At 70.1% G+C, this 25,079-nt stretch carries 22 protein-coding genes; 9 read left to right on the top strand and 13 right to left on the bottom strand.

Annotated features, from left to right (window positions below; translation table 11 throughout):
- Positions 1 to 438: 438 nt before the first annotated feature.
- The 3 genes from ACGF3J_RS16530 to ACGF3J_RS16520 all read left to right on the top strand — a co-directional run bounded on the left by ACGF3J_RS16530 (position 439) and on the right by ACGF3J_RS16520 (position 3,768).
- Positions 439 to 1,146: a hypothetical protein gene (locus ACGF3J_RS16530; RefSeq protein WP_161326345.1), complete on the top strand. Its 708-nt coding sequence runs from the start codon at positions 439 to 441 to the stop codon at positions 1,144 to 1,146.
- Between the two features lie 947 nt (positions 1,147 to 2,093).
- Positions 2,094 to 2,330: a winged helix-turn-helix domain-containing protein gene (locus tag ACGF3J_RS16525; protein WP_087808173.1), complete on the top strand. Its 237-nt coding sequence runs from the start codon at positions 2,094 to 2,096 to the stop codon at positions 2,328 to 2,330.
- A 235-nt stretch (positions 2,331 to 2,565) separates the two neighbouring features.
- Positions 2,566 to 3,768, top strand: a complete 1,203-nt coding sequence (locus tag ACGF3J_RS16520) for a pyridoxal phosphate-dependent aminotransferase (RefSeq protein WP_161326346.1) — start codon at positions 2,566 to 2,568, stop codon at positions 3,766 to 3,768.
- A gap of 96 nt (positions 3,769 to 3,864) precedes the next feature.
- Here the strand turns inward: ACGF3J_RS16520 and ACGF3J_RS16515 are convergent, their stop codons facing one another.
- A complete protein-coding gene (locus ACGF3J_RS16515; protein ID WP_122616738.1) occupies positions 3,865 to 4,401 on the bottom strand; it encodes a YbjN domain-containing protein in 537 nt (178 codons plus the stop codon).
- A 139-nt stretch (positions 4,402 to 4,540) separates the two neighbouring features.
- Here ACGF3J_RS16515 and ACGF3J_RS16510 point away from each other — a divergent pair, with 139 nt between their 5' ends.
- On the top strand, positions 4,541 to 5,086 hold the full coding sequence (locus ACGF3J_RS16510; protein WP_161326347.1) for a hypothetical protein: 546 nt from the start codon (positions 4,541 to 4,543) through the stop codon (positions 5,084 to 5,086).
- A 58-nt stretch (positions 5,087 to 5,144) separates the two neighbouring features.
- Here the strand turns inward: ACGF3J_RS16510 and clpB are convergent, their stop codons facing one another.
- Both clpB and ACGF3J_RS16500 read right to left on the bottom strand, forming a co-directional pair.
- Positions 5,145 to 7,745, bottom strand: coding sequence for an ATP-dependent chaperone ClpB (gene clpB, locus ACGF3J_RS16505; RefSeq protein WP_161326348.1), 2,601 nt, complete (start codon positions 7,743 to 7,745; stop codon positions 5,145 to 5,147).
- 297 nt (positions 7,746 to 8,042) lie between these two features.
- Positions 8,043 to 8,378, bottom strand: coding sequence for a hypothetical protein (locus ACGF3J_RS16500; protein ID WP_125494939.1), 336 nt, complete (start codon positions 8,376 to 8,378; stop codon positions 8,043 to 8,045).
- Positions 8,379 to 8,719: 341 nt separating this feature from the next.
- On the opposite strand from ACGF3J_RS16500, the gene ACGF3J_RS16495 reads away from it, so the two are divergent.
- Genes ACGF3J_RS16495 through ACGF3J_RS16485 form a run of 3 tightly spaced genes read left to right on the top strand, consistent with a single transcriptional unit; the run spans position 8,720 to position 11,681 of the window.
- Positions 8,720 to 9,721: a helix-turn-helix transcriptional regulator gene (locus ACGF3J_RS16495; RefSeq protein WP_161326349.1), complete on the top strand. Its 1,002-nt coding sequence runs from the start codon at positions 8,720 to 8,722 to the stop codon at positions 9,719 to 9,721.
- A complete protein-coding gene (locus ACGF3J_RS16490; RefSeq protein WP_161326350.1) occupies positions 9,718 to 10,710 on the top strand; it encodes a helix-turn-helix transcriptional regulator in 993 nt (330 codons plus the stop codon). Before ACGF3J_RS16495 ends, ACGF3J_RS16490 begins: the two co-directional genes overlap by 4 nt.
- Complete coding sequence (locus ACGF3J_RS16485) at positions 10,707 to 11,681, top strand: LuxR C-terminal-related transcriptional regulator (RefSeq protein ID WP_393854222.1); 975 nt, start codon at positions 10,707 to 10,709, stop codon at positions 11,679 to 11,681. The genes ACGF3J_RS16490 and ACGF3J_RS16485 overlap by 4 nt, the downstream gene beginning before the upstream one ends.
- On the opposite strand, the gene ACGF3J_RS16480 is transcribed toward ACGF3J_RS16485, so the two are convergent.
- Positions 11,644 to 12,681: a helix-turn-helix transcriptional regulator gene (locus ACGF3J_RS16480; RefSeq protein WP_161326351.1), complete on the bottom strand. Its 1,038-nt coding sequence runs from the start codon at positions 12,679 to 12,681 to the stop codon at positions 11,644 to 11,646. The two genes, ACGF3J_RS16485 and ACGF3J_RS16480, sit on opposite strands and share 38 nt — an antisense overlap.
- Positions 12,682 to 12,986: 305 nt before the next feature.
- On the opposite strand from ACGF3J_RS16480, the gene ACGF3J_RS16475 reads away from it, so the two are divergent.
- Entirely contained in the window at positions 12,987 to 13,718 is a 732-nt protein-coding gene (locus tag ACGF3J_RS16475) for a response regulator transcription factor (protein WP_161326352.1), read from the top strand.
- A gap of 50 nt (positions 13,719 to 13,768) precedes the next feature.
- Here ACGF3J_RS16475 and ACGF3J_RS16470 read toward each other — a convergent pair whose 3' ends face one another.
- The 4 genes from ACGF3J_RS16470 to ACGF3J_RS16455 form a co-directional block, all read right to left on the bottom strand.
- The gene (locus tag ACGF3J_RS16470) at positions 13,769 to 15,934 is read right to left on the bottom strand and encodes a hypothetical protein (RefSeq protein WP_161326353.1); all 2,166 of its coding nucleotides are present in this window, start codon (positions 15,932 to 15,934) and stop codon (positions 13,769 to 13,771) included.
- Positions 15,931 to 16,617 carry an ABC transporter ATP-binding protein gene (locus ACGF3J_RS16465; RefSeq protein WP_161326354.1) on the bottom strand — a complete coding sequence of 229 codons (687 nt, stop codon included), beginning with the start codon at positions 16,615 to 16,617 and terminating at the stop codon, positions 15,931 to 15,933. Before ACGF3J_RS16465 ends, ACGF3J_RS16470 begins: the two co-directional genes overlap by 4 nt.
- A 121-nt stretch (positions 16,618 to 16,738) precedes the next feature.
- On the bottom strand, positions 16,739 to 17,119 hold the full coding sequence (locus ACGF3J_RS16460; protein WP_161326355.1) for a hypothetical protein: 381 nt from the start codon (positions 17,117 to 17,119) through the stop codon (positions 16,739 to 16,741).
- Between the two features lie 176 nt (positions 17,120 to 17,295).
- Complete coding sequence (locus ACGF3J_RS16455) at positions 17,296 to 18,378, bottom strand: sugar ABC transporter substrate-binding protein (protein WP_202557470.1); 1,083 nt, start codon at positions 18,376 to 18,378, stop codon at positions 17,296 to 17,298.
- A 342-nt stretch (positions 18,379 to 18,720) separates the two neighbouring features.
- Here ACGF3J_RS16455 and ACGF3J_RS16450 point away from each other — a divergent pair, with 342 nt between their 5' ends.
- Positions 18,721 to 19,233, top strand: coding sequence for a hypothetical protein (locus tag ACGF3J_RS16450; RefSeq protein ID WP_161326357.1), 513 nt, complete (start codon positions 18,721 to 18,723; stop codon positions 19,231 to 19,233).
- A gap of 92 nt (positions 19,234 to 19,325) precedes the next feature.
- Here ACGF3J_RS16450 and ACGF3J_RS16445 read toward each other — a convergent pair whose 3' ends face one another.
- The 5 genes from ACGF3J_RS16445 to ACGF3J_RS16425 form a co-directional block, all read right to left on the bottom strand.
- Positions 19,326 to 19,775 carry a heat shock protein transcriptional repressor HspR gene (locus tag ACGF3J_RS16445; protein WP_161332772.1) on the bottom strand — a complete coding sequence of 150 codons (450 nt, stop codon included), beginning with the start codon at positions 19,773 to 19,775 and terminating at the stop codon, positions 19,326 to 19,328.
- Positions 19,776 to 19,780: 5 nt separating this feature from the next.
- On the bottom strand, positions 19,781 to 20,980 hold the full coding sequence (dnaJ, locus tag ACGF3J_RS16440; RefSeq protein WP_161332771.1) for a molecular chaperone DnaJ: 1,200 nt from the start codon (positions 20,978 to 20,980) through the stop codon (positions 19,781 to 19,783).
- 36 nt (positions 20,981 to 21,016) lie between these two features.
- Positions 21,017 to 21,694: a nucleotide exchange factor GrpE gene (grpE, locus tag ACGF3J_RS16435; RefSeq protein ID WP_161332770.1), complete on the bottom strand. Its 678-nt coding sequence runs from the start codon at positions 21,692 to 21,694 to the stop codon at positions 21,017 to 21,019.
- On the bottom strand, positions 21,691 to 23,550 hold the full coding sequence (gene dnaK / locus ACGF3J_RS16430) for a molecular chaperone DnaK (RefSeq protein WP_122616724.1): 1,860 nt from the start codon (positions 23,548 to 23,550) through the stop codon (positions 21,691 to 21,693). The genes grpE and dnaK overlap by 4 nt, the downstream gene beginning before the upstream one ends.
- Positions 23,551 to 23,645: 95 nt before the next feature.
- The gene (locus ACGF3J_RS16425; RefSeq protein WP_161332769.1) at positions 23,646 to 24,872 is read right to left on the bottom strand and encodes an undecaprenyl/decaprenyl-phosphate alpha-N-acetylglucosaminyl 1-phosphate transferase; all 1,227 of its coding nucleotides are present in this window, start codon (positions 24,870 to 24,872) and stop codon (positions 23,646 to 23,648) included.
- Between the last annotated feature and the right edge of the window lie 207 nt (positions 24,873 to 25,079).

The raw sequence follows: 25,079 nt of genomic DNA, 5'->3' as shown, positions 1-25,079 counted from the left end.
CCCAGCATCCTTTACTGATGTTGCGACGTGCATGGCGAGCGTGGCGGGACCAAGAGGCGGCACGAAGCGCCTGGCAAAACCGGGGCGTATCTGTCCGGATGAATGAGTTTTACGACGCTCTATTGAAGGAGGAGAGAGCGTCTGCCGAAGACGTCGCCCTCAAGTACGCCCGTACGCTCTATCCCGCCTACGATCGTCTCTTGAGCACGAAGATCGCCTCGTCCTCTCCGTACTATGTCGGGCTGTCCTCAGACTTGGGGAGCTTCACACATGTGACCAAGCGGGTGCCCTTGGTCACAGACACGATGCTGTTGTCCGACCATGGCATCGGACCAGTGCACTACCTCGGGACACTGACCATTCCTGGCCCTGCCTTCGACCCCCCAAAACCCTCTCTCGCCCACCAGCGGTGTAGGGGACAGCACACAGCGCTACGGGATGGTGACCAGGGATCTTGTCGATTTGGGGCAGTGGCTGCTGGAGGCCGAGCCCCTGCTCCGCGCCGGCCTGGTCTGGTATGGGCCAGTCTTCTATAAAGGGAGCGTGCATCAGCAAACGGGACTCCGGCGACGGGATCCGGCCGATCTCCCTTCATTCAGTGACCGGTCCATCGACTTTCTGGTGGACCACGGCCGCGCCGTGGATCTATCGAGCACGAAGCCAATTGCTTGCCGGGTGGTCCGGCCGATCCTGGAGATCGATCTCCCCTTCATCGATGGCCTCACTCTCACCGACTTCGCGCAAGTCACCAGTGAGGAGTTCGATTCCTACCGCCAGTTCCGAGACTTCATGCGCTCCCGGCTTCTAGAACTCGACGACGCACTCGAAGCGGTTGACTCGCAGGTAGCCCTGGAGCGCGTCGCGCTCTCCATCCGTGACGAATTGAACGCCGCTACCGCTGAGATGGAAACCGCGGCCCGGTCCCGGGTTCTCAACCGCTCCGGTGCCGTGCTGGGTACGACGAGCGCCATCCTCGCTGCTGTCCGCCCCGACGCCCTCCAAGGTGCCCTCGCCGCGAGTGCGACTATCGCGGCCGGTGCCACCGGCCTGTGGCCCACAATTCAGGCGTTCGCCGACCACAAACCTAGACGCACCAGCGGTAAGTGGCACTACGTATGGGTCCTGCAGAAGAGAAGCGCCCTTTGAGCGCATGTGAGGACGACATGCCCTCGCGCTAGACCCTCAGCCGCGCCTTAGTCGGACGACAGGGCCGTCCAGGAGTCCAGCTTCCACCTGCTCCTACCCGCAGCCGTGCTCCGTAGCGGCCGGTAGACCGACACCGACCGATCCACAAGGAGCTAGGGAATCGAAGGTAGCCGCGTTCCTGGCGTGCCCGACCCACCCAGTAGCCAGCGTGTAGGGCTGCAGCGGCCGACGAACACTGCACACGAGAACGGCCCCTGGCCGATCCGCTTGGCCAGGGGCCGTCCTTACTACTCAGCAAACGGAGAGGGCGGGACTGAAACCGCCGCGGCATCGCGGCCACGCCTGTCCTCAAGGCTGATTACTCAAGTAGGTTCTCCGCCGGACGCTCCGGACAGGGTGGGGCGCACTCGTACACCTCGATGGACAAGCCGTGCGCTCCGGAGTGCCCTTCGGCGCGACCGGCGGATCTGGCCTCTGCCCTAATGGCCTTGTCGCACCAGCAGCAGTGCCAACCGAGGTACTGCCAGCCGTTGAGTTCCTTGACCGGTGGCGGCTTCGGCCGTCCGATCCCGGTCATGGCCGGTCGGCGTACGGGACCAGGGCGTGCTCCTCACGGCACGAACCACAGGCCGATTGCACACGCCCCGGTCCGCTTCCTTGCTCCACTACCTCGATGACCCGGAGGCCGGCACTGTAGCCGCGGTGCCATGAGCAGTAGCCGTAGGTCATGGGCTCCGCCGTGGCCGCCGCCGGACTGTTCGCCGGGTTCTGGTCCTGCGTACTCTCGTTCACGTCGACTCCTTGTCAGTCGTCCACGCCCCTGGGTCGTTCGCGCGGCCGCAGGGGCACTGTGCGTTTACGTAGGATATGCCTAGGTAGCTAGGGTAGCTAGGCCAGTCAGGCAATCTCGTCTCGCCGAGCAGGCTCATACTGCCTAGCTTCGGATCATGGACTGGAAGCCGGACATCCCCCGCTGGAAGCAGGTGTACGAGGTCATCGAGCAGCGGATTGCCGATGGCGAGTACCCGCCCGGTAGCCAGCTGCCCGGCGTCCTCGCGATTCAGGGGGAGTTCGGCATCGCACAGATGACGGCCCGGCGCGTCCTCACCGAGCTACGGGAAGCCGGGCTCGCGCAGATGCAGCCGGGCATCGGGACGTTCGTCGCCGAGCTGCCCAAGCCGTAGCGGCGCTCTCTGGGCGGGGTCTGCCTGACCACGGGTTTCCCGAGGACCGACCTCCTCCCCCGTAGGTGAGTCCCGGGCCGTCCCTGGGCCGTGCGAGGGGGGTCAACGTCGACCGACGATGACAGACGTCGACTGACCACCCGCAGGTCAGAGGGGGTGCCTGGAACATCGGCGCAGGTGGCTTCCGCCGAAGGTGAGTTGAGGAAGTCCAGAGCTTCGGCGCAGGATGACCGCCATGACCTCCATGAGCTCCAGCGCCCGCCCCCTTCTGAACCGCCGGCTGGCGGAGTTCGGAACGACGATCTTCGCCGAGATGTCCGCCCTGGCCGTGCGGACCGGCGCGATCAACCTGGGCCAGGGCTTCCCGGACACCGACGGCCCCGAGGAGGTCCGGGAGGCCGCCGTGCGGGCGCTGCGCGACGGGCACGGCAACCAGTACCCGCCGGGCCCCGGCGTCCCCGAACTGCGCGCCGCCGTCGCCGGGCACCAGCAGCGGCGCTACGGCCTGTCCTTCGACCCGGACACCGAGGTCCTGGTCACGGCCGGTGCCACCGAGGCCATCGCCGCGTCGCTGCTGGCGCTCCTGGAGCCCGGTGACGAGGTCGTCGCGCTGGAGCCGTACTACGACTCGTACGCGGCGGCGATCGCGATGGCGGGCGGCACGCGCGTGCCGGTGACCCTGCGCCCGCACCCCACGGACGAGGGCCCCGTCTTCCGCCTGGACCTCGACGAGCTGCGCGACGCGGTCACCGACCGCACCCGGCTGCTGCTGCTGAACACCCCGCACAACCCGACGGGCACGGTCCTGAACCGCGCCGAACTGGCCGCGATCGCCGAGCTGGCCGTGGAGCGGGACCTGCTGGTGGTGACCGACGAGGTGTACGAGCACCTGGTCTTCGACACCGCCGAGCACATCCCGCTGGCGACCTTCCCGGGGATGCGCGAGCGCACGGTGACCATCGGGTCGGCCGGCAAGACGTTCTCGTTCACCGGCTGGAAGGTCGGCTGGGTCACCGCGGCGCCGGCCCTGGTCACGGCGGTCCGCTCGGCCAAGCAGTACCTGACGTACGTGGCCTCCGGCCCCTTCCAGTACGCGGTCGCCGAGGCGTTGGCGATGCCCGAGTCCTACTTCACCGCCTACCGGGAGGACATGCGGGCCAAGCGGGACCTGCTGGCCGCGGGTCTGGCGGAGGCGGGCTTCGGGGTGTTCCGGCCCGCCGGGACGTACTTCGTCACCACCGACATCCGCCCGCTGGGCGAGAGCGACGGCTTCGCCTTCTGCCGGGGCCTGCCGGAGCGCGCGGGTGTCGTCGCCGTCCCCAACGCGGTCTTCTACGACCACCGGGAGGCGGGCGCGCCCTACGTCCGGTTCGCCTTCTGCAAGCGGATCCCGGTCCTCGAGGAGGCGGTGGGGCGGCTCAAGACGCTGGCGGGGTGAGGCGTGGCGGGACGACGAGAGCCCGGTCCCCGCGATACGGGGCCGGGCTCTCCTCGTACGGGCTCTCCTCGTACGGGCGGTACGCGGACCGTCGGACTACTCGCCGTCCTCGTCGGTCGGCTTCTCCGCCTCGTTGACCTCCTGCTCCAGGCCGAGCTGCTCCACGAGCCACCGGTCGAACTCGATGGCGGCCCGCACCCAGCTGACCGTCGAGGAGACGAAGTGCTCCAGGCTGACGCCCATGCCGATCAGCATCTGCGCCTCGCCGATCAGGCGGACGGTGCCGTCGTCGTGGGTGTGGGAGTACACCTTGGGCCACAGGGTGCGCCGGTTCCAGTCGTCGACCGACTCGAGCAGCTGCGGCTTCTCGTCGATCTGGTGGGGCCGGTCGTAGAACGTCCGCACCGAGAAGACCTGCTGGTCACCCTCACCGCGGAACATGAAGTACGTACGGAACTGCTCCCACGGCGCCGCGAGGTCGCCCTCGTCGTCGACGACGTACTTCAGCTCCATCTGTTCGAGGAGCTGCTTCACAAGATCCTGATCCGGGACGACGGGGCCCGCCGGTCCTTGGGGCTGCGGCTCGGGCTGCTTGCCCCCGAAGTTCGGAATCGAGGACGGGTCGATGGTCACCGTGAATTTCCCTTCGTACGGATCTGGCCATCCTCCCCCATGCGGGGAGGGGCGTGGCAAGCCCGCCGGGAGCCTGTCAGCCCTGGGCTGACATGATCCGGCCGGTCGGGTGGATGTTCGACGGACGGAGGCGGGGACGATGGCGCGCACACCGAGGGCGGGCGGGGGCCCACAGGGCGGTGCGGACGTACCGCGGGGGCGGACCCGGTGGCGGTGGGTGGCCGCGGGTGTGGCGGTGTCGGCGCTGATCCTGCTGCCCCTCCTCATCGCCCTCGTGGGCTTCGTCTTCTCCGAGTCGGACGACCGGGACGAGGGCGGGCGGGACGAGGGCGGGCGGACGAGCGAGCAGGTCCCCTGCTCCGAGGCGCTGGCGTTCGGCGGAGCGGCGCTCCCGGCCGGCGCGCGGCCCACCGGTGCGTGCACGGTGCAGGGCTTCCAGGACATTCACTACAGCGCCGCCTTCCGCATGCCCCGCACGGGTGTCCAGGACTGGCTGATACACACCTATCCGGACGCTCCCGCACCCGGCGCCGAGTCCTGCCTGGGCACCGAAGCCGATCTGTGTCTGGACCTGGGCCACGAGCAGGGGCTGCCGACGGGCGTGGACGCGCACGCCGTGCAGGTGCGGGTGGCGCACGAGGACGCCGGGACGGCGCTGGTGCGGTTCACGGCGTTCACGATGTGACACACGGCGGCCCGCCACCCACCCGGGGTGACGGGCCGCCGACGCCTCCGCGGCGCCCTCAGAGAGTCTTGCCCTCCGTCGCCGGTCCGACGATCAGATCGTCGCCGAACCGGTCCACGCGGACGGCGTCGCCGTCCTTGATCTCGCCGGACAGGATCTCCCGGGCCAGCCGGTCGCCGATCGCGGTCTGGACGAGGCGGCGCAGCGGGCGGGCGCCGTACGCCGGGTCGTTGCCCTCCTCCGCCAGCCAGGCCAGGGCCTCGTCGGTGATCTCCAGGGTGAGCCGGCGCTCGGCGAGGCGCCGGGACAGGCCCTGGATCTGGAGCCGCGCGATCCGGCTCAGCTCCTCCTTGCTGAGTGCCGAGAAGACCACGAGGTCGTCGAGCCGGTTGAGGAACTCCGGCTTGAACGAGCTGCGGACCACCTCAAGCACCTGCTGCTTCTTCTCCGCCTCGCCGGTGGTCGGGTCGACCAGGTACTGGCTGCCCAGGTTGGAGGTGAGGACCAGGATGGTGTTGCGGAAGTCGACGGTGCGGCCCTGTCCGTCGGTGAGGCGCCCGTCGTCGAGCACCTGGAGCAGGATGTCGAAGACCTCGGGATGGGCCTTCTCCACCTCGTCGAGGAGCACGACGGTGTACGGCCGCCGCCGCACCGCCTCCGTCAGCTGGCCGCCCTCCTCGTACCCGACGTATCCGGGCGGCGCGCCCACGAGCCGGGCGACGCTGTGCTTCTCGCTGTACTCCGACATGTCGATGCGGACCATGGCCCGCTCGTCGTCGAAGAGGAAGTCGGCGAGCGCCTTGGCCAGCTCGGTCTTGCCGACGCCGGTGGGGCCGAGGAAGAGGAACGACCCGGTCGGCCGGTCGGGGTCGGCGATCCCGGCCCTGCTGCGCCGTACGGCGTCGGACACGGCCCGCACGGCCTCGCTCTGCCCGATGAGCCGCTTGCCCAGCTCGTCCTCCATGCGCAGCAGCTTCTGCGTCTCGCCCTCGAGGAGCCGCCCGGCCGGGATGCCGGTCCAGGAGGCGACCACGTCGGCGATGTCGTCGGCGCCGACCTCCTCCTTGACCATGGTGTCCCTGGCGACCTCCTCCTCGGCCTCGGAGGCGGCCTCCAGGTCGCGCTCCAGGTCCGGGATCTCGCCGTACAGCAGCTTGCTGGCGGTGTCGAAGTCACCGTCGCGCTGGGCCCGTTCGGCCTGCCCGCGCAGTTCGTCGAGCTTCTCCTTCAGCTCGCCGACCCGGTTGAGGGACTGCTTCTCCTTCTCCCAGCGGGCGTTGAGGCCGCGCAGCTCCTCCTCCTTGTCGGCGAGGTCGCGGCGCAGGCGCTCCAGGCGCTCCAGCGAGGCGGCGTCGGTCTCCTTGCCGATCGCCAGCTCCTCCATCTTCAGCCGGTCGACGGCGCGCTGGAGTTCGTCGATCTCGACGGGCGAGGAGTCGATCTCCATGCGCAGCCGCGACGCGGCCTCGTCGACGAGGTCGATGGCCTTGTCGGGCAGGAACCGGGAGGTGATGTACCGGTCGGACAGGCTCGCGGCGGCCACCAGCGCGCTGTCCGCGATCTGCACCTTGTGGTGGGCCTCGTACCGCCCCTTGAGCCCGCGCAGGATCGCGATGGAGTCCTCGACGGTCGGCTCGGCCACGAGTACCTGCTGGAAGCGCCTTTCGAGGGCGGGATCCTTCTCGATCCGCTCCCGGTACTCGTCCAGCGTGGTCGCACCCACCATGCGCAGCTCACCGCGCGCGAGCATGGGCTTGAGCATGTTCCCGGCGTCCATGGCGGAGTCGCCGCCGGCACCCGCCCCCACGACGGTGTGCAGCTCGTCGATGAAGGTGATGATCTGCCCGTCGGAGTCCTTGATCTCGGCGAGCACGGTCTTCAGCCGCTCCTCGAACTCGCCCCGGTACTTGGCCCCGGCCACCATCGCGCCCAGGTCGAGCGCGACCAGCCGCTTGTCCTTCAGCGACTCGGGCACGTCCCCCTTGACGATCCGCTGGGCGAGCCCTTCCACGACGGCGGTCTTGCCGACACCCGGCTCACCGATGAGGACGGGGTTGTTCTTGGTGCGCCGGCTGAGCACCTGCACGACCCGGCGGATCTCCTGATCGCGCCCGATGACGGGGTCGAGCTTGCCCTCCCTGGCCGCCTCGGTGAAGTCGGTGCCGAACTTCTCCAGCGCCTTGTACTGACCCTCGGGGTCGGCGGTGGTCACGCGGCGTCCACCCCTCGCCTTGCGGAAGGCCTCCTGCAACTTCTTCGCACTGGCACCCTGCCCCTCCAGTACCTCACCGGTCGCGCCGCCCTTCGCGGCGATGCCGAGGAGCAGGTGCTCGGTGGAGAGGTACTCGTCCCCGAGTTCCTTGGCGCGTGCCTGGGCGTCGGCGACCACGGCGAGCATCTCACGGCTGGGTTGCGGCGGTGCGACCGTGGACCCGGTCACGCTGGGCAGCCCGCCGACGATGCGCTCGGCGCCGGTCCGTACGGCGGCCAGGTCGGCCTCGACGGCGGCGAGCAGGTCGGTGATGTTCTCGTTGTCCTGCCCCTGGAGCAGGGCCAGCAGCAGGTGGGCTGGGGTGAGGTCGGCGTTCCCCTCGGTCACGGCCCGGCTGCTGGCCGCGTTGATGGCGTCCCGGCTCCGGTTGGTCAGCTCGGCGTCCACGTTCTGGCTCTCCTCCGTGTCTCCATGTCTCCCAGTGCTGACTCAAACAACGTACACAAAGTTGAGTCTATTTCACTCAAGGGGGGTCGGCCACGGGTTCCGTAGGGACATCCGGACGGAACCCGGGTGAGATCAGGACGTGATCCGACACGGGCAGGAGCTTTTCAGCCAGGCTCAGGAATCCGCGGTACCCGCACATACCCATACATACGACAGCGGCGTCACCGTGTTCAGGTCACGGTGACGCCGCTGCCGGGGGGAAGCACCTGAGCGATTTGTTACGACGGGGGAATCGCGTCAGGCGCTGCGGGGGGTGGCCGAGATGGTCCTGATGTCGGAGACCTCCGGCGGCGCGAGCCGGTGGTCCCGCTGGTCCAGGTTCACAAAGATCATTCCGTACCGGATGGCACACCGCACGGGCTGCGGCGCCCCCCGAGGCCGCCGCAGACACCGGTACGCCCGCACGTCACCGTCCTCGTCCAGCGTGACGACGACCGGCTCACCGAAGACGGTCACCATCAGGGAGTCACCGGGGTGGGGGATCGCGGTGACCAGGTCGATGAAGTGCCAGCCGGAGCGGTAGGCGGTGGCCATTTCTCGGCGGAAGGAGCGGTCGTCGGGTGGAGTCGTCATGTCGATCAGTCCCACTTACTGTCCGCCGGGAGACTGGCTACCCCGTCGCCGACCGCGGCGGCAGGCGCAATCTCGACCCCGACAACCGCCCCGTGCGCGTCGCCCTGCGCACCGGAGAGGCCAGTCAGAGCTCCGAAGGCCACAACGGCGGAGGCGGCGACGACAAGCACCGAGCGAAGCATTTTCTTACGCATAGTCGGCTTCGTCCTCACTTGAAGATCCCCTCTATCCCCCGTCGGATAAGACGATGGCTCATTCAGGCACGTCATGGCCACACAATCGGTGCATCATGTTCCTGCACGTTCAGGACCCTGGGGGGTGGAGAATTGACATCAAATGGGATGAAAGCGACACATCCCCATTCGGTCACCGAACTTTGTGAGGACGGAAGCCGCCTCTACGCGGGTGCACTGCGAACAGGACGCATCCTGCGGACGGATGCCGAATCTGCTCCGTGCCTGATGGAGTTCGCACTGCTTCATCCCGATCCCGATGACGCAAAATGGTTGCGTCCTGTGCCTCCGGCGATCGCCCTGGCCCGGCGACTCAACCCCCTCGAGCGCGAGATCACCGAGCATCGACGGCAGTCGATCGCACTCGCCGAAGTCTTCGAGCCGTTCATGGCTCTCGGCGTCCAGGACTCCGCCCCGACCCACTCCATCAGCGTGCTGGAGGGCCTGGACCGCATCAACTCGGCTCTCGATCTGGCGACGGCCCAGTGCCGGACCGAGATGCTCACCGTTCAGCCGAGTGGCAGCGCCCGCAGCGCCGAGAACCGCCTCCTGGAAGCGCTGGAGCGCGACAAGCCGCTGATCGAGCGCGGAGTGAGCATCCGCACCCTCTACCAGCACACCGCGCGGTACAACCCCGAACGACTCGCCTATGTGGACCAGTTCGCAAATGGCAAGGTCGAGTACCGCACCATCGACGAACTCGTCGAACGCCTCATCATCTGCGACGAGACGGTGGCCTTCATCCCCATCCGGGACGACCGCCAGGTCGCTCTGGAGATCCGGCACCCGGGTCTCGTCCGCTACCTGATCAAGGTCTTCGAGTTCATCTGGGGCCGGGCGGTGCCGCTCACGGCCGGCGCACCGTACGAGACCGCCCCCGACGGCATCACGGACATCCAGCACTCCATAGCCAAGCTTCTGGTGGAGGGCCACGTGGACGAGGCGATAGCCCGCCGTCTCGGCATGAACGTCCGCACCTGCCGGGCCCACATCGCCAAACTGGCGACGGCACTCGGCAGCGGCAGCCGGGCCCAACTCGGCTATCTCATAGCCCAGTCGGGGATCCTGGAGCAGGCGTCCCCGAGTCTGGGAGGAGAGAGGCGCTCATGACGGTTGAGGCGCACCGGCACGGGGCTGAGGAACTGTGCGGCGCGGGTCTCGATCTCTACTCCCGGGCACTGCGCGAGGGCCATGTGTCCAGCGCCGAGGCAACAACGGCGCCTTGTCTGATCGACATCGGGCTCCTGCACCCGGCCGTAGACAACCTGAACCGGCTGGAGCCTGTCGCACCGCCCGTCGCGCTGCAACGTTTGCTGCGTTCCTCGGAGGAGCGCATCGCCGACGAGAGGCGACGCGGTCAGCGCATCGCCGACACCTTCGAACCCCTCATGCGCGTCGGCGCGCACGTTGCGGCGAGCGAGGAGACCCCGGCGCTCCGAATCCTCGGCAGCAAGGAGCGGACGGGGCAGGCCATCGAAGAGGCCATGCGCGAGGGCCGGCAAGAATTGCTCGCGATCCAGCCCCACGACCCGAGCGTCACCCAGCGCCCGTACATCCTCGAAGGGGCCATGAAGCGGGACCAGGCGTTTCTCGACCACGGCGCCCGCATCCGCGCGCTGTACCAGCACACCGTCCGGTACGCCCCCTACGCACGCGCCCGCTACGAGCAACTGTCCGGCGACGTGGAAGCCCGCACCCTCGACGAGATCACCGAGCGGCTCATCATCGTCGACCGCACCGTCGCCTTCATCCCCGCCAGCGCCGACCGCACCCTCGCCCTCGAAGTCCGCCACCCCGCCCTCATCACCTACTTCGTCAACACCTTCGACCGCCTCTGGCGCCTGGCCACCCCCATGCACCCCCAAGCCACCCACCAGCCCACTCTCAACGGCATCACCCCCCGCCAACACGCCATAGCCACCCTCCTCGTCGAGGGTCACACCGACGCCGACATCGCGGAGCGGCTCGGCATGAACGTCCGCACCGCCCGCGTCCACATCGCCAAGCTCGCCGCCACCCTCGGCAGCGAGAGCAGGGCTCAGCTCGGGTACCTGATCGCGGAGTCAGGGGTACTCAAACGAACGGATGCCGAAGAGTGACGCCTTCGCACCGGACGCACGGCCCGGAAGAGATGTGTGCCGTGGGGATGCACTTGTACCGAAAGGCATTGGAGCGAGGCCACCTGACAGAGCAAGCCACTGGTCAGGCTCCTTGCCTGCTTGACTTCGGACTGCTTCATCCGGCGCTCGACAACCCGGGCAGACTTGAGCCGGCCTCTCCGATGTCCGCGCTGCACAGTCTGCTGCGTGCCTCGGGCCAACGGATCGCCGACGAGCGTCGCCGCGAGGAACAACTGGTGGAGACCTTCAGCTCACTGATGCCTGAGCCAACCACAGCGGCTGGCGTCACCACGCTGATGACAGTCATGGGGAAGGAACAGATCAGCCGGGCCATCGCGGATGCCTTGTCCGGCGCAACAGAGCAGGCTCTGACCATCCAGCCCTATCAGGGCCCCAACTCTCCACCCCAGCAGGACAACGCGCGTTCGCTGGAGCGCGATCAGGCGTTTCTCAGACGTGGGGGCAAGATTCGCACTCTGTACCAGCACACGTTTCGCCACGCTCCGCACGTGCTCGCCCGCTACGAGCGACTGACCGGCGACGTCGAGGCCCGCACGCTCGACGAGGTGACCGACCGGCTCATCATCGTCGACCGCACCGTCGCCTTCATCCCCGCCAGCGCCGACCGCACCCTCGCCCTCGAAGTCCGACACCCCGCCCTCATCACCTACTTCGTCAACACCTTCGACCGCCTCTGGCGCCTCGCCACCCCCATGCACCCCCAAGCCGTCGAACAACCCACCCTCAACGGCATCACCCCCCGCCAACACGCCATAGCCGCCCTCCTCGTCGAAGGCCACACCGACGCCGACATCGCGGAGCGCCTCGGCATGAACGTCCGCACCGCCCGCGTCCACATCGCCAAGCTCGCCGCCACCCTCGGCAGCGAGAGCAGGGCTCAGCTCGGGTATCTCATCGGGCAGTCGGGGATTCTTGACCGGGAAGGATGACGGGGGCGGGGACGCCCTGGGAGGTGCCGTCCAGGCCCGCCTGGGCTATGCGGACGCCCAGTTGGGTGCGGCTCGCCGCGCCCAGGGTCTCCGAGAGGCGGGCGATGTGCGCGCGGGCCGTGCGGACGCTTATGCCCAGCCGTTCCGCGATGACCGCGTCCTGGTGGCCCTCCGCCAGCAGCGCCGCGATGGACTGCTCGCGGTGGGAGATGCCCTCGATGCCGGTGTCGGGGAGGGCGGCGGAGAGCGGGATGGCGAGGCGCCAGAGGCGTTCGAAGACCGTGACGAGGTAGGAGACCAGCGCGGGGTGGCGCAGTTCCAGGGCCATGGTGCGGTCGGTGTTGGCGGGGATGAAGGCGACCGTGCGGTCGAAGAGGATGAGACGGTCGATGACCTCGTCCAGCGTGCGTGCCTCCACCGCGTCGCCCATCAACTCGAGGTAGTTGAGCAGACCCTGGCCGTGCCGGGCGACGTGCGTGTACAGGTCCCGCATCCGCACCCCGCGCCCGCGCAGCGCCAGCGCCCGGTGCAGCCCCTCCGACAGCTCCGCCTCACGCCGGATACCGCCGGGCTGCACGGTCAGGACCTCCGTCGTGCACGCCTGCGTCGCCTCGTCCATCGCGGCCTGGATGCGGGCCAGCCCGTCGAGGACCCGGATCGCCGAACTCTCCGTCCCGGCGGAGGCGTGGATGAGCCGGCCGAGCCCCGCGTACCACTCGAAGGCCTCCACCGCCGAGCCCACCCGCCGCTGACTCGCGCTGACCTCGTCGTGGACGCCGCGCAGCAGCCGTGTCATGACCTCCTGCGGAGAGGTCGGCACCAGCCAGTCCATGTCGTCGGGGTCGGGGTGCAGCAGGGCGAGTTCGAGGAGGCAGGGGACCGGTTCGGCGTCCTGGCGCGGCACCCGGCCCCGCCGTACGGCCCGGGAGTACACACGGTCCCCGGCCGCGCACAGCCGGTCGGCGCCGTGCGGATGCTCCTGAGCCCCGTGCCCGGCCATCGCCCATCCCACCCCCGGTTCCGGCTCCTCCGCAGCGCAACTATGCGCGGCCGGGACCGGCTCCGCAACACGGCTCCTCCCCCACGCCACGTGCATATGCGCCGTAATGGCCCTTTACGCACGCCCCCCGGTTCCGCTCGTTGCAACAAGCTGAAGGTGTCGCGGGGTTGTACGCAGCGTGCATGCTGGGTGACGGCGGAGCATGACCGGCTCCGCCTGCCGTACTGAGGCCGCCTTGCCGTCGCGTGGGCGGGGCCGGGAGCCCGGACGGCGTGCGGGGGTGCGCATGGGGGAGGACAGAGATCGTGATACGCGTAGGCGTACTCGGCCGGGAGCCGCTGGAACGGGCCGGGGTCAGACGTGTGCTGGAGGAGGACACCAGGATCCGGATCGTCTGCGAGACCTCGGACCCGTCGTCCCTTCTGATCAGGACGTCCCGTCCGGACGTCCTGATCAGCATTCACCGCGGTGCGGACGATGCGCTCGACGCTCTCCGGCGACCGAAGCCGGCCTCACCGGGGGCGGCCGGTGTCCCGGCCTTTGCTCCCGCACACGTCGTACTGGTCGACTCCCTGTCGGAGCACGGCACACGCACGCTGCTCCGCCACGGAGCGCGCGGAATTCTGCTGCGCGGCAACTCCGTACGGCACCTGCCGTGGGCGGTCAGGGCAGCCGCCGAAGGCACCGTCGCCCTCGGACCGGTTGCCGCCCGGTTCCTCGTCGATCAGTACGTCCGCCCCGGCCGCGTGGCGGACGCGGTGGTCGCCGCGCGGGGGATGCTGGAGAGGCTCAGCGCCCGTGAGCGGGAGATCGCCCGGTTACTGGCGGAGGGTGCCTCGAATCCCGACATGGCCGAGGCGCTGGGGATCAGCGCGCACACGGTGAAGGACCACATCCGCGGGGTCTACGCCAAGCTCGGTGTCGACAACCGCGTCCAGGCCTCCCGCATCGTGTGGCAGGCCCATGTCCCCGAACAGCCGACGACGACCGCACCGGCGCGAGAGTCCAAGGCCTGCACGGGTGGCGATGGTCCTTGATCGCCGGGGGTGTGGGCCACTGCATGTCCACACCCCCGGCACGCCTCGCCTCAGTCGTTGCGGGGCCGCCACACCAGTCCCGCGGCGGAGGCCGTTCTGGCGCCCCACCACGCCATCACCGCGGCGCACACCAGACCGGCCGCGCCCACCGCCGACAGCGCGGACAGCCGGTCGGCGGAGTCGGCCATCAGCGGTGTGGTCACGTACCACGTCACGGCGACGGCCGCGCACACCGCGAAGGCGGTCGGCGCCAGGAGGGACCAGACGGAGACGGCGTAGTAGACGCGGCCGTTGCCGCTCAGCACCGAGACCGGCCCCAGTTCGCGGCCGGTCCGGACGAACTGGGCGACCGAGCCGACCCCCGCCACCACCACGATCACCAGGACGCCCGCCACGGAGAGCAGCTCCAGCCACCGCTGGGCCGCGACGCCCTCGCCACTGCCCCCGAAGGTGCCCGCCATCGCGAAGACCTGGACGTCCGTCGCCATCGCCACGTGCGCGTTGGCGGCCTGGTGCACCCGCGACAGCGACAACTGACGTCCGTCCCGGGCCAGGACCACCAGGGCCGCTTCCTCGGCTGTACGGACGGTCTTGGTCACGTCGCCCGTACGGGCGTAGAGGTGCGCCCCGACGGACCGCTCCAGCTCGGCCGCACGGGCCAGACCCGCGTGCCGGGTGCGCAGTCCGGCGGGGGCCGCGGCCGGACACACGACTCCCAGGTCCCGCCAGACCGGGCAGTCCGCTACGAGGTCGATCCGCCCCGACCGGGAATCCCTCGTCATGGCCAGGGCATGGACCTCCGTCCCCAGATCCCGTTCGAAGGCCGCCACGTCGGCGGTGGCCGTGGCGAGGGTCGTCGACACGTGCAGGACGCTGGTGCCGAGGTGCTCCTCCACGGCGTCGACCCGGTCGCTCATGTCCGTGAACAGGCTGATCGCGATCTGGCCCTGCGCGGCCAGCCCGATCGCGATGACCACCGCCGCCACCAGCCGGGCCACCGGGCGCGCGCCCGCCGCCAGCCGCCGGCCCGCGACCAGCATGCCCACCCGCCCGCGTGCGGCGCCCAACCGGGCCAGTGAGGGCCCGGTCGCCGCCACCACCGCGCCCGCCACTCCGGGCAGCAGGGCGATGGTGATCACACTTCCGGCCGCCAGGACCGGCAGGCGCAGATCGTACGGAGCCAGGTCGGTGCCCCGGACCGTGCCGAAGAGAGCCACGGGAAACAGCCACAGCATCCACTCGCGACGCCGTCCGGCGGCCACGGGCCGGGTCGAGCCGCCCGGCCGGTGGCGCGGCTGGAGCAGTACCACCGCGGCCAGAACCGCGAGCGGTACTCCCAGCACGGCGCCCACGAGGCCGGGGAGCGCGGCGCGCGCGTCCGGTTCGTACAGCACGAAGTCGACGACGGGCAGCGGCACGTCGGTGAGGAGTACGGGGGCGACCGTCACGGCCGCGGCCGACGCCCCGAGCGCCACGGGAAGGAACGCCTCGCCCACGGTGAACCAGGCCCGGGCGGTGACCGAGGCGCCCAGCGCGGTGAGGACCGCGGTCCGCCGGTCCCGGGCCGCGGCGCCGACCCGGGCGGCGATCACGACGAACAGGCCGGCGGGAAGGCCCACCATCGCGAGATAGGCCCAGTGGAACTCCTTCGGCCCGAAGTTGTACATGTGCTCACCGAGCGACGGCGTCCAGGAGACGCCGAATCCCGAGGCCCTGGTCATGTTCCCGGCGTCCAGTCGCTCCTGCGTCGGCCGTACGTAGGCGAAGTACTCGCTCGGCGACTCCAGGCCGTCCGGATCGATGGTGCCGACGCTCCGGCCGTATTCGCGGCGGACCTGTGGCCCGGCCGCCTTCAGGGCCGGGGAGAGCACGGCCTGTCCGGGCTCCGGCCAGTCGTTCAGGCCGGGTGGCAGGGGCGCCTGCGGGGTCAGGGGCTCTATGTAGACCACGTCGTACTGGCGGTCGCCCGCGCTCGCCAGCGTCGCCCGCCACAGGAGGGTGGCGGAGCCGTTGTCGGCGGTCTGGGGCCAACGGGCCTGGCTGCGCTCGGTCCGGCCGTCGAAGGAGGACACCGCGAGCAGGAATCCGCAGACGGTGAGGACGGCCACGGTGGTGGCCGCGAAGAGCGCGAAGTACCGGATGCGGCCCGCTTCCGCCGTCCCGGACGCGGCGCGCCCCATGCGCAGCAACTGACCGCGCAGAGCGGCCCCGTTCACCGCACCTCCCGCGTCTGGACCAGGCGCCCCTCGTGCAGGTGCAGCCGAAGGTCGGCGCGACCGGCCACCAACGGGTCGTGCGTCACCACCACCAGGGCACACCCGTGTTCGCGCGGGGTGCTGAACAACAGGTCGGCCACGGATTCGCGTTGTTCCCCGTCCAGCGCTCCGGTCGGCTCGTCGGCCAGCAGCAGCTCGGGGGTGTTGACCAGGGCGCGCCCCACGGCGACGCGCTGCCTCTCGCCGCCGGACAGGTCCCGCGTGGCCGCGGCCTGGGGCACACCGAGGCGGGTGAGCAGCGACTCGGCGCGGGAGCGTGCGTCGGTCACCGCCTCCCCGGCGAGCAGGCTCGCGATCATCACGTTCTCCACCGGGGTCAGTTCGGGCAGCAGCTCGCCGAACTGGAAGACCATGCCCACGTGGCGCCGCCGATGCGCGGCGAGGGCCCGCGCGGACAGCCGGGTCACGTCCTGACCCACGACCTCCACGCGCCCCGACTGCGGGCGTATCAGCCCCATGACGCACATCAGCAGGGTCGACTTCCCGCTCCCGGACGGCCCCATCACGGAGACGGAACCACCCGGCGGAACGGTGAGATCGGCACCGGCGAGCAGACTCCGGCCGGACACGCCGTAGACCACCTCGCTCAGCCGCAGAACAGGGGGGCGGGGGGTTGAGGTCACGCGGAGCTCCCTTGGTCGGGGGGATCACTCGATGTGTACGTCGCGGACAACGCATGCCTGACCGAGGGGCCGGGTCGGCCCCTCGGTCAGGCAGTGGTCGGGCTGTGTGGGCGGAACTGCGTCAGCCCGAGTACCAACTGGTGTGCCAGTCGGGCAGGTTGTTGCGGGACACCGTGCCGCGGGCCTTGTAGATCTCGGAGGCCCTACTGCTCTCGACGGTGCCCCTGTTGCCGTCGTTGTCGGACGGACCGTTCGGGCCGTTCTTGTTCCACAGGGTCAGCTTGGTACCCGAGTGGGCCACCCGGTAGTACTCGGCCTTGACCCAGTGGCTGGAACCCGTGTCCTTGATGTTCATGACGGAGCGGTTGCCCTCGGTCCAGAACCGGAGCTCGCCACTGTAGGAGTGCGGGCCGATCTCGTACGCGAAGGCGGGCGTCGCCGTGCTCAGGGCCAGGGCGGCGATGGCGCCGACCCCGAGCCGTCGAGCGATTCTGACGTTCACTGAAGTGTGTCCCCTCGTCTGACGGAGTGCCCGTGCCGCGACAGGCGACAGGGAGGGAGACGCACCGCGGAGAGCCGTGCGTTTCCTGTGGCTCCCAGACTGCTCGGGGACGATGGAGGGGAGAATCCACCCGTTGGGGGGTGTGAACGCGCCCCCCGTCCTGCCGGGGGGGCTGCCTACTTCAGCCCGATCTCCGCGCAGGCGTCCGCGTACTTCGCCGTGCAGATGTCGCTGGCCTTGTAGAAGCCGTCCGCGACGACCGTCTCGTCGATGTTGCCCTGGGTGAGGGCGACGACGGGGACGAGCTGGGCGGGGATGCCCTTGTGGGTGGGGCTGTCGACCTTGTCGCGGGCCAGTGCGTCGAACTGGATGTCCCGGCCCTGGACCCGCGCCACGGCCATCTCCGCGGCGTTCTCGGCCTCCTGCGGGTAGGACTTGTAGACGCTCATGTACTGCTCGCCGGTGACGATCCGCTGCACCGCGGAGAGTTCCGCGTCCTGACCGGTGATCGGGGGCAGGTCGGTGACGCCCGCGCCCTCCAGGGCCTTGATGATGCCGCCCGCCATGCCGTCGTTGGCGGAGTAGACGCCCGCGATGTTGTTCTTGCCGACCTTCTCGATCGCCTCGGTCATGTTCGCCTCGGCGTTCTCCGGCTTCCAGTCCTTGGTGTCGAAGGACTGGGCGATCGTCACCTTGCCGTTCAGCTCGGACATCGCGCCGGCCTTGAACTGCTTGGCGTTCGGGTCGGTGGGCGAGCCGTTCATCATGACGATCTTGTCGGAGCTGTCCGCGCCGTCGAGCGCGTCGATGAGGGAGCGGCCCTGCACCTCGCCGACCAGCTCGTTGTCGAAGGATATGTAGGCGTCGATCGGGCCCTCGGCCAGCCGGTCGTAGGCGATGACCGGGATGCCGGCGTCCTTGGCCTTCTGCACGCCGTCCCCGATGGACTGCGCGTCGACCGCGTCCAGCACGATCACGTCGACCTCGTCGTCGATCATCTGCTGCATCTGCTCGGTCTGCTTCGACGCGCTCGCCTCGGCGTTGGCGTACTTGACGTTGCCCGCGTCGTTGGTGAGCTCGCCGACCTTGGCCTTGAAGAAGGGGTAGTCGAACTGCTCGTAGCGCGTGTTCGCCTTCTCCGGCAGCAGCAGTCCCACGGTGATGTCGTTGCCCTTGGTCGGGCTCGCCTCGTCGCTGCTGTCCGTCGCGCCGAGCACGCCGCAGCCGGCCAGCACGAGGGACATCGAGGTGGCGGCCATGGTGATGGCGATACGGCGCATGTGAGGGCTCACTTCAGGTGCGATTCGGGACGTGGGTACAGCAGTGCGACCCATGTGACTGAAAAGCCAACGCTTCACCCACCATCGGCGTCAAGGGGAACCACTTAACGAGATGGGCACAGTACGTTCCACTTATCCGGCGAAAGTTCTGCGAACAGTCTGCGGAGATCTTCCGGGAGCGCTCTCACGCCCTGGTCACACCTGGTGCACAACGTGCGGGCGCCCGTGGGCGTCTGACGTACCGAGCACCTGTCGCGTACCGACCACCCGTCAGCCGCGTACCCACCATCCGTCAGCCACCGCACGGCGAAGGAAGACCGCATGGCCCACGTCACCGAGGACGCGCGCTTCGGCGCCCTGACCGTCCGGCTGGACACCGGCCTCGGGGAGGTCACCGTCGAGGGCGACGCACTGCCCCGCGTCGAGCTGCGCCGGGCGCAGGGCACGGAGACCGACGAGCACACCCCCGTCGGCACCCGGGACGGCCGGCGGCTCACCCTGACCGTCGACGGCGAGGAGGCGGTCGTCAGCCCGGCGAAGGGACGGCTGACGCGGCGCTCGTTCGCCGTCGACGTCCGGTACGCCGGCCGCACCTGGCGCCTGGTCCCCGACTCGGCCCTGGGCAGCCGCCTCACCCGCGACGAGGAGCACGTGGGGGACTTCTCGGGTGACGGCGAGGGGCGCGGCCACGTGCGGGCAGAGTGGCGCGAGGACGCCGCGTGCGAGGCCCTGGACGCCTCCCTCGGCTACGCGCTGGCCACCGCGTTCGGCACCGGCGCCGAGTCCATGTGGTCGCTGGCCGTCGACGCGGCCGGCGAACTGCTCCCCGGCTGACGGCCGCAAGGGAACCGCGGGCGCGGGGCGCACGTGAAGGGGCCCGGGGGCCGCGCACGAAGCGCGGCCCCCGGGCCCCTTCACTGGTTCCGTCAGTCCGACTGCTGCCGCTTGGGCCGCCACACGACCAGGGCGCTGGTCTGCTGCACCTCCTGGTACGGGACCAGGTCACGGCGGTACGACGCGTGCACCGCCGCCTCGCGCTGGCGCATCGCCGTCGCCGCCCCGTCGAGGGCGTCGGCCATCTCCGCCACCCGGGCCTGGAGCGCGGCGACCTGGTTCTCCAGTTCGATGATGCGCTTGATTCCGGCCAGGTTGATGCCCTCGTCCTGCGACAGCTGCTGCACCTGGCGGAGCAGCTCGATGTCGCGGGCCGAGTAGCGCCGGCCGCGCCCGGCCGTGCGGTCCGGGGAGACCAGGCCGAGGCGGTCGTACTGGCGCAGGGTCTGCGGGTGCAGACCGGAGAGCTGGGCCGCCACCGAGATGACGTAGACCGGGGTCTCCTCGGTCAGTTCATACGGGTTGCGTCGACGACCGTCCATCCCCATCAAGCTCCCTTCGCGGCCTGGAACAACTCCGCCCGCGGATCCTCGTCCGCGGTCGCCTCGCGATACGCCTCCAGCGCGTCACGAGCCTTCCCCGTCAGGTCCTTCGGAACACTCACCTCGACGGTGACCAGGAGGTCGCCCCGGCTGCCGTCCTTGCGGACCGCGCCCTTGCCGCGGGCCCGCATGGTGCGCCCGTTGGGCGTGCCCGGCGGAAGCTTGAGCGTGACGGGCGGACCGCCCAGGGTCGGCACCCGCACCTCGCCGCCCAGGGCGGCCTCGGCGTAGGTGACCGGGACGGTGACCGTGAGGTTGTCGCCCCTGCGGCCGAAGACGGAGTGCTCCTTGACGTGCACGACCACGTAGAGGTCGCCCGCCGGTCCGCCCCGCTCGCCCGGTGTGCCCTTGCCGCGCAGCCGGATGCGCTGCCCGTCCGACACCCCGGCCGGGATGCGGACCTGCATCGTCCGGGAGGACTTGGCGCGTCCGGAGCCCTTGCAGACGTCGCAGGGGTCCTCGGCGATCAGGCCGCGGCCCTTGCAGTCCGGGCACGGGTCGGTGAGCGAGAAACCGCCGCCGGAGCCCCGCGCGACCTGGCCGGTGCCGACGCAGGTCGGGCACACGCGCGGTGTGCCGTTCTTGTCGCCGGTGCCCGAACAGGCCTTGCAGGGCGCCTGCGAGGACATCCGCAGCGGCACCGTGGCGCCCTCGATGGCCTCCGTGAAGCTCAGCGTGACCTCGGACTCGATGTCCTGGCCGCGCCGCGGCTGGGTCCGCGTGCCGGCGCCGGGACCCCCGCCGGTGCGGTTGAACAGGCCGCCGAACACGTCCCCGAGGCCGCCGCCGAAGCCGCCGGCGCCGCCCCCTTGGCCCCCGCCCTGGGCGCCGCCTCCGAAGAGGTCGCCCAGGTCGAAGTTGAAGGTGCCGCCGCCGCCCGCGCCCGGCCCCGGACGGAAACCGCCGTTGCCGAAGAGGGCGCGGGCCTCGTCGTACTCCTTGCGCTTCTTGGAGTCACCGAGGATGTCGTTGGCCTCGGAGATCTCCTTGAAGCGCTCCTCGGCCCTGACGTTCCCCTTGTTGGCGTCCGGGTGGTACTCGCGGGCGAGCTTCCGGTACGCCTTCTTGATCTCGGCCTCGGTGGCGTCCTTGGGGACGCCGAGGACCTTGTAGTAGTCCTTCTCGATGAAGTCCTTGGTGCTCATCCCCGACGTCCCTCCTTCCCGCTTCGCCTACTGACGTCAGCCCTCCTCCGGGCCACCGCTCTCCTTGTTCTCCGCGGCGTCGGAGCCGTCCTTGGCGTCGGTGCTCTCCTCGGCCGGCTTGACGGTCTGCGCGCCGGGCTGCGGCTCGGCGACGGCCACCCGCGCGGGGCGGATGGTGCGCTCGCCGATCCGGTACCCCGGCTGCAGGATCGCCACGCAGGTCGTCTCGGTGACGTCCGGTGCGTAGGAGTGCATCAGGGCCTCGTGGATCGTCGGGTCGAAGGGCTCGCCCTCCTTGCCGAACTGCTGGAGGCCCATCTTGGCGATGACCGTCTCCAGCGACTCCGCGACGGACTTGAAGCCACCGACCAGCTCCCCGTGTTCCCGGGCGCGGCCGATGTCGTCCAGCATCGGGAGCAGCTCGGTCAGGAGGTTCGCGACGGCGACCTCCTTGACCGCGACGCGGTCCCGCTCCACGCGGCGGCGGTAGTTCTGGTACTCGGCCTGGAGCCGCTGGAGGTCCGCCGTACGCTCGTTGAGCGCGGTGCGCACCTGGTCCAGCTGGGCCACCAGGCCCGCGTTCTCGCTCGCGTCCCCGGCCGGGGCCGCGCCCTCCTCCGAAGAGGGGGCGGCGGCCTTCGGCTCGGCGTCGTCAGGGCTGGCGCCGGAGGGGACGTCGGGCTTCTCGTCGAAGCCCGGGGTCTCCTCCGTCACGCGGCACCGTCCTTGCGCTCGTCGTCCACGATCTCGGCGTCGACGACGTCGTCGTCGGCCTTGTCGCCGTCACCGGCGGTGGCACCGGCGCCCGGGGCCTCGCCGCCGGCGGCCTGCGCGCCCTGGGCGTCGGCGTACATGGCCTGGCCCAGCTTCTGCGAGACGGCGGCGACCTTCTCCGTGGCGGTGCGGATCTCGGCGGTGTCCTCGCCCTTGAGCTTCTCCTTCAGCTCGGCGACGGACTCCTCGACCTCGGTCTTGATCTCGCCGGGGACCTTGTCCTCGTTGTCCTTGAGGAACTTCTCCGTCTGGTAGACGAGCTGCTCGCCCTGGTTGCGGGACTCGGCGGCCTCGCGGCGGGCGTGGTCCTCCTCCGCGTACTTCTCGGCCTCCTGGCGCATCCGGTCGACCTCGTCCTTCGGCAGCGAGGAGCCGCCGGTGACGGTCATCTTCTGCTCCTTGCCCGTGCCCAGGTCCTTCGCGGTCACGTGCATGATGCCGTTGGCGTCGATGTCGAAGGCGACCTCGATCTGCGGGACGCCGCGGGGCGCCGGCGGCAGACCGGTCAGCTCGAACATCCCGAGCTTCTTGTTGTACGCCGCGATCTCGCGCTCGCCCTGGTAGACCTGGATCTGCACGGAGGGCTGGTTGTCCTCGGCGGTGGTGAAGATCTCCGAACGCTTCGTCGGGATCGTCGTGTTCCGCTCGATCAGCTTGGTCATGATGCCGCCCTTGGTCTCGATACCGAGGGACAGCGGGGTGACGTCGAGGAGCAGGACGTCCTTGACCTCGCCCTTGAGGACACCGGCCTGCAGGGCGGCGCCGATGGCGACGACCTCGTCCGGGTTGACGCCCTTGTTGGCGTCCTTGCCGCCGGTCAGCTCCTTGACCAGCTCGGCGACGGCCGGCATACGGGTCGAGCCACCGACGAGGACGACGTGGTCGATCTCGGACAGCTGGATGCCGGCGTCCTTGATGACGTTGTGGAACGGCGTCTTGCAGCGCTCCAGCAGGTCGGCCGAGAGCTGCTGGAACTGCGCCCGGGTGAGCTTCTCGTCCAGGTGCAGCGGGCCCTCGGCGGAGGCCGTGATGTAGGGCAGGTTGATCGAGGTCTCGGTGGACGAGGACAGCTCGATCTTGGCCTTCTCGGCGGCCTCGCGCAGGCGCTGGAGGGCCATCTTGTCCTTGGACAGGTCCACGCCGTGACCGGCCTGGAACTGCTTCACCAGGTAGTCGACGACACGCTGGTCCCAGTCGTCACCACCGAGGTGGTTGTCACCGTTGGTGGCCTTCACCTCGACGACGCCGTCGCCGATCTCGAGCAGCGAGACGTCGAAGGTGCCGCCACCGAGGTCGAAGACGAGGATGATCTGCTCGTCCTTGTCGAGGCCGTACGCCAGCGCGGCGGCGGTCGGCTCGTTGACGATGCGCAGGACGTTCAGGCCCGCGATCTCACCGGCCTCCTTGGTCGCCTGGCGCTCGGCGTCGTTGAAGTACGCCGGGACGGTGATGACCGCGTCGGTCACCTTCTCGCCCAGGTAGGACTCGGCGTCCCGCTTCAGCTTCTGCAGCACGAAGGCGCTGATCTGCTGCGGGTTGAAGTCCTTGCCGTCCAGGTTGATCTTCCAGTCGGTGCCCATGTGGCGCTTGACCGACCGGATGGTCCTGTCGACGTTCGTGACCGCCTGGCGCTTGGCCACCTCGCCGACCAGCACCTCACCGTTCTTGGCGAAGGCGACGACGGACGGCGTGGTCCTGGCGCCCTCGGCGTTGGTGATGACGGTGGGCTCGCCGCCCTCCAGAACGCTGACGACGGAATTAGTCGTGCCCAGGTCGATGCCGACCGCACGTGCCATGGTGAATAACCTCCAGCTGACTTGAGTGGAACAGGCTCAAGTGTGCATGACGGCCTTCGTGCGGTCAACGTAGGTGAGTCGAGCCGACTCAACTCTTATCCGTTCCTTACGCGCAACGGAGCGCTGACCTGCGCTTCTTCGGTACGCCTGGCCTGACGAACCGGGAAAATCGACCCTCGGGAGGATGCACCCCTAGGGGGTCCGACCGCCTCGGGAGACACCTGGGACTCCGTACGCGGCCGCCGCACCCGCGCCTGCGGCCGGCCGGGCACCGGCCCGTCCGCCTCCGCCCGCGGCCGCGCCTGGGGCCGGCCGGGCGCCTGTCCCGGCACCTCTGCCGCCCCTGCCCCGCTCCGCGGCCCGTACACCCGCACCCGCAGCAGTCCCGTCAGCGCGGCGACCGCAGCGCCCGCCACCCACCACACCGCCGTCCCGTCCAGCCGCCCGGTGTGCACGAGCACCCCCACGAGCACCGCGCCGCACGACGCCCCGCCGACGACCACCGCGGCGCCCTGCGGAGTGAGCCCGAGCCGGCGCAGCCGGTGGGCGAGATGGTCGGGCCCGGACCGCAGCGGCGGCCGCCCGGCCAGCCGGCGCGAGAGCAGGACGAGTACGACGTCCAGGCAGACCGGCACGGCGAGCGCGAACAGCACCGCCGCGCCGCTCGCGGGCGCGTACCCCTCGCGGGTCAACACGGCGGCCCCGGCGAGCAGGAACCCGGCGAAGAGGGCCCCGCACGCACCGAGCGCGATCCGCGCGGGATGCCAGTTGTGCAGCAGCAGTCCGGTCAGCGCGGCGGCCAGCGCGAGCAGCGCCACCGCCAGCCCGTCGCGCAGCTCCGCCGCGGCACAGGCGGCGACCCCGAAGGCGGTCACGACCCCCACCGTGCCGGCCACCCCGTCGGCGTGGTCGAGCCCCCGGAAGGCGGAGGCGACCAGCGTGATCCATCCCACGGCGAGCGCCCCGGCCAGCGGCCCCGTCTCGCCGTACGGCACGACGCACACCGCCGCGACGGCGGTACCCGCGACCACCCAGCGCCGCCGCAGCCGCCAGGCGTCGGCGGCGAGGCCGAGGACACCGACGGCGGACGCGCCCAGGAGCAGCCGGCCGGCCGCGGAGCCGAGCGGCACGACGCCGGTCCAGTCCCCGGCCCACGCGACCAGCGCGGTGACCAGGGCGACGGCCACCCCGCCGGAGAGCGGGACGGGCCGCCGGCGGCGGCGGTCGACGAGGGCGAGGGAGAGGGCGGGTGCGCGCAGCACCCCGGCGAGGAGAGCGGCGAGGAGAAAGGAGGCGGTGGCGGCGGCGATCCCGTAGAGCACAGGGATAAGCTATGCCGGATATCACGTTTTGTTATGAATTGCCCGCCCACGACGGCGTGGCGCCGGCCCGGCAACCGGGCCGGTGACCGCACCGGCGGCCGATCCCGGGTCAGGGTTGCCTCAGCGACGCAGATCACCGCACGTCCGACTACAGTGCGGCGGAGGATCGGGGTAGTCTCGGACGGACTGAATAAGTTACCGCTTAGT

Source organism: Streptomyces sp. NPDC048171, assembly GCF_043202655.1.
In the GTDB taxonomy this organism is placed as follows: domain Bacteria; phylum Actinomycetota; class Actinomycetes; order Streptomycetales; family Streptomycetaceae; genus Streptomyces.
The sequence above is the reverse complement of the archived record's forward strand: the minus strand, read 5'-3'. Positions and strand labels throughout refer to the sequence as shown.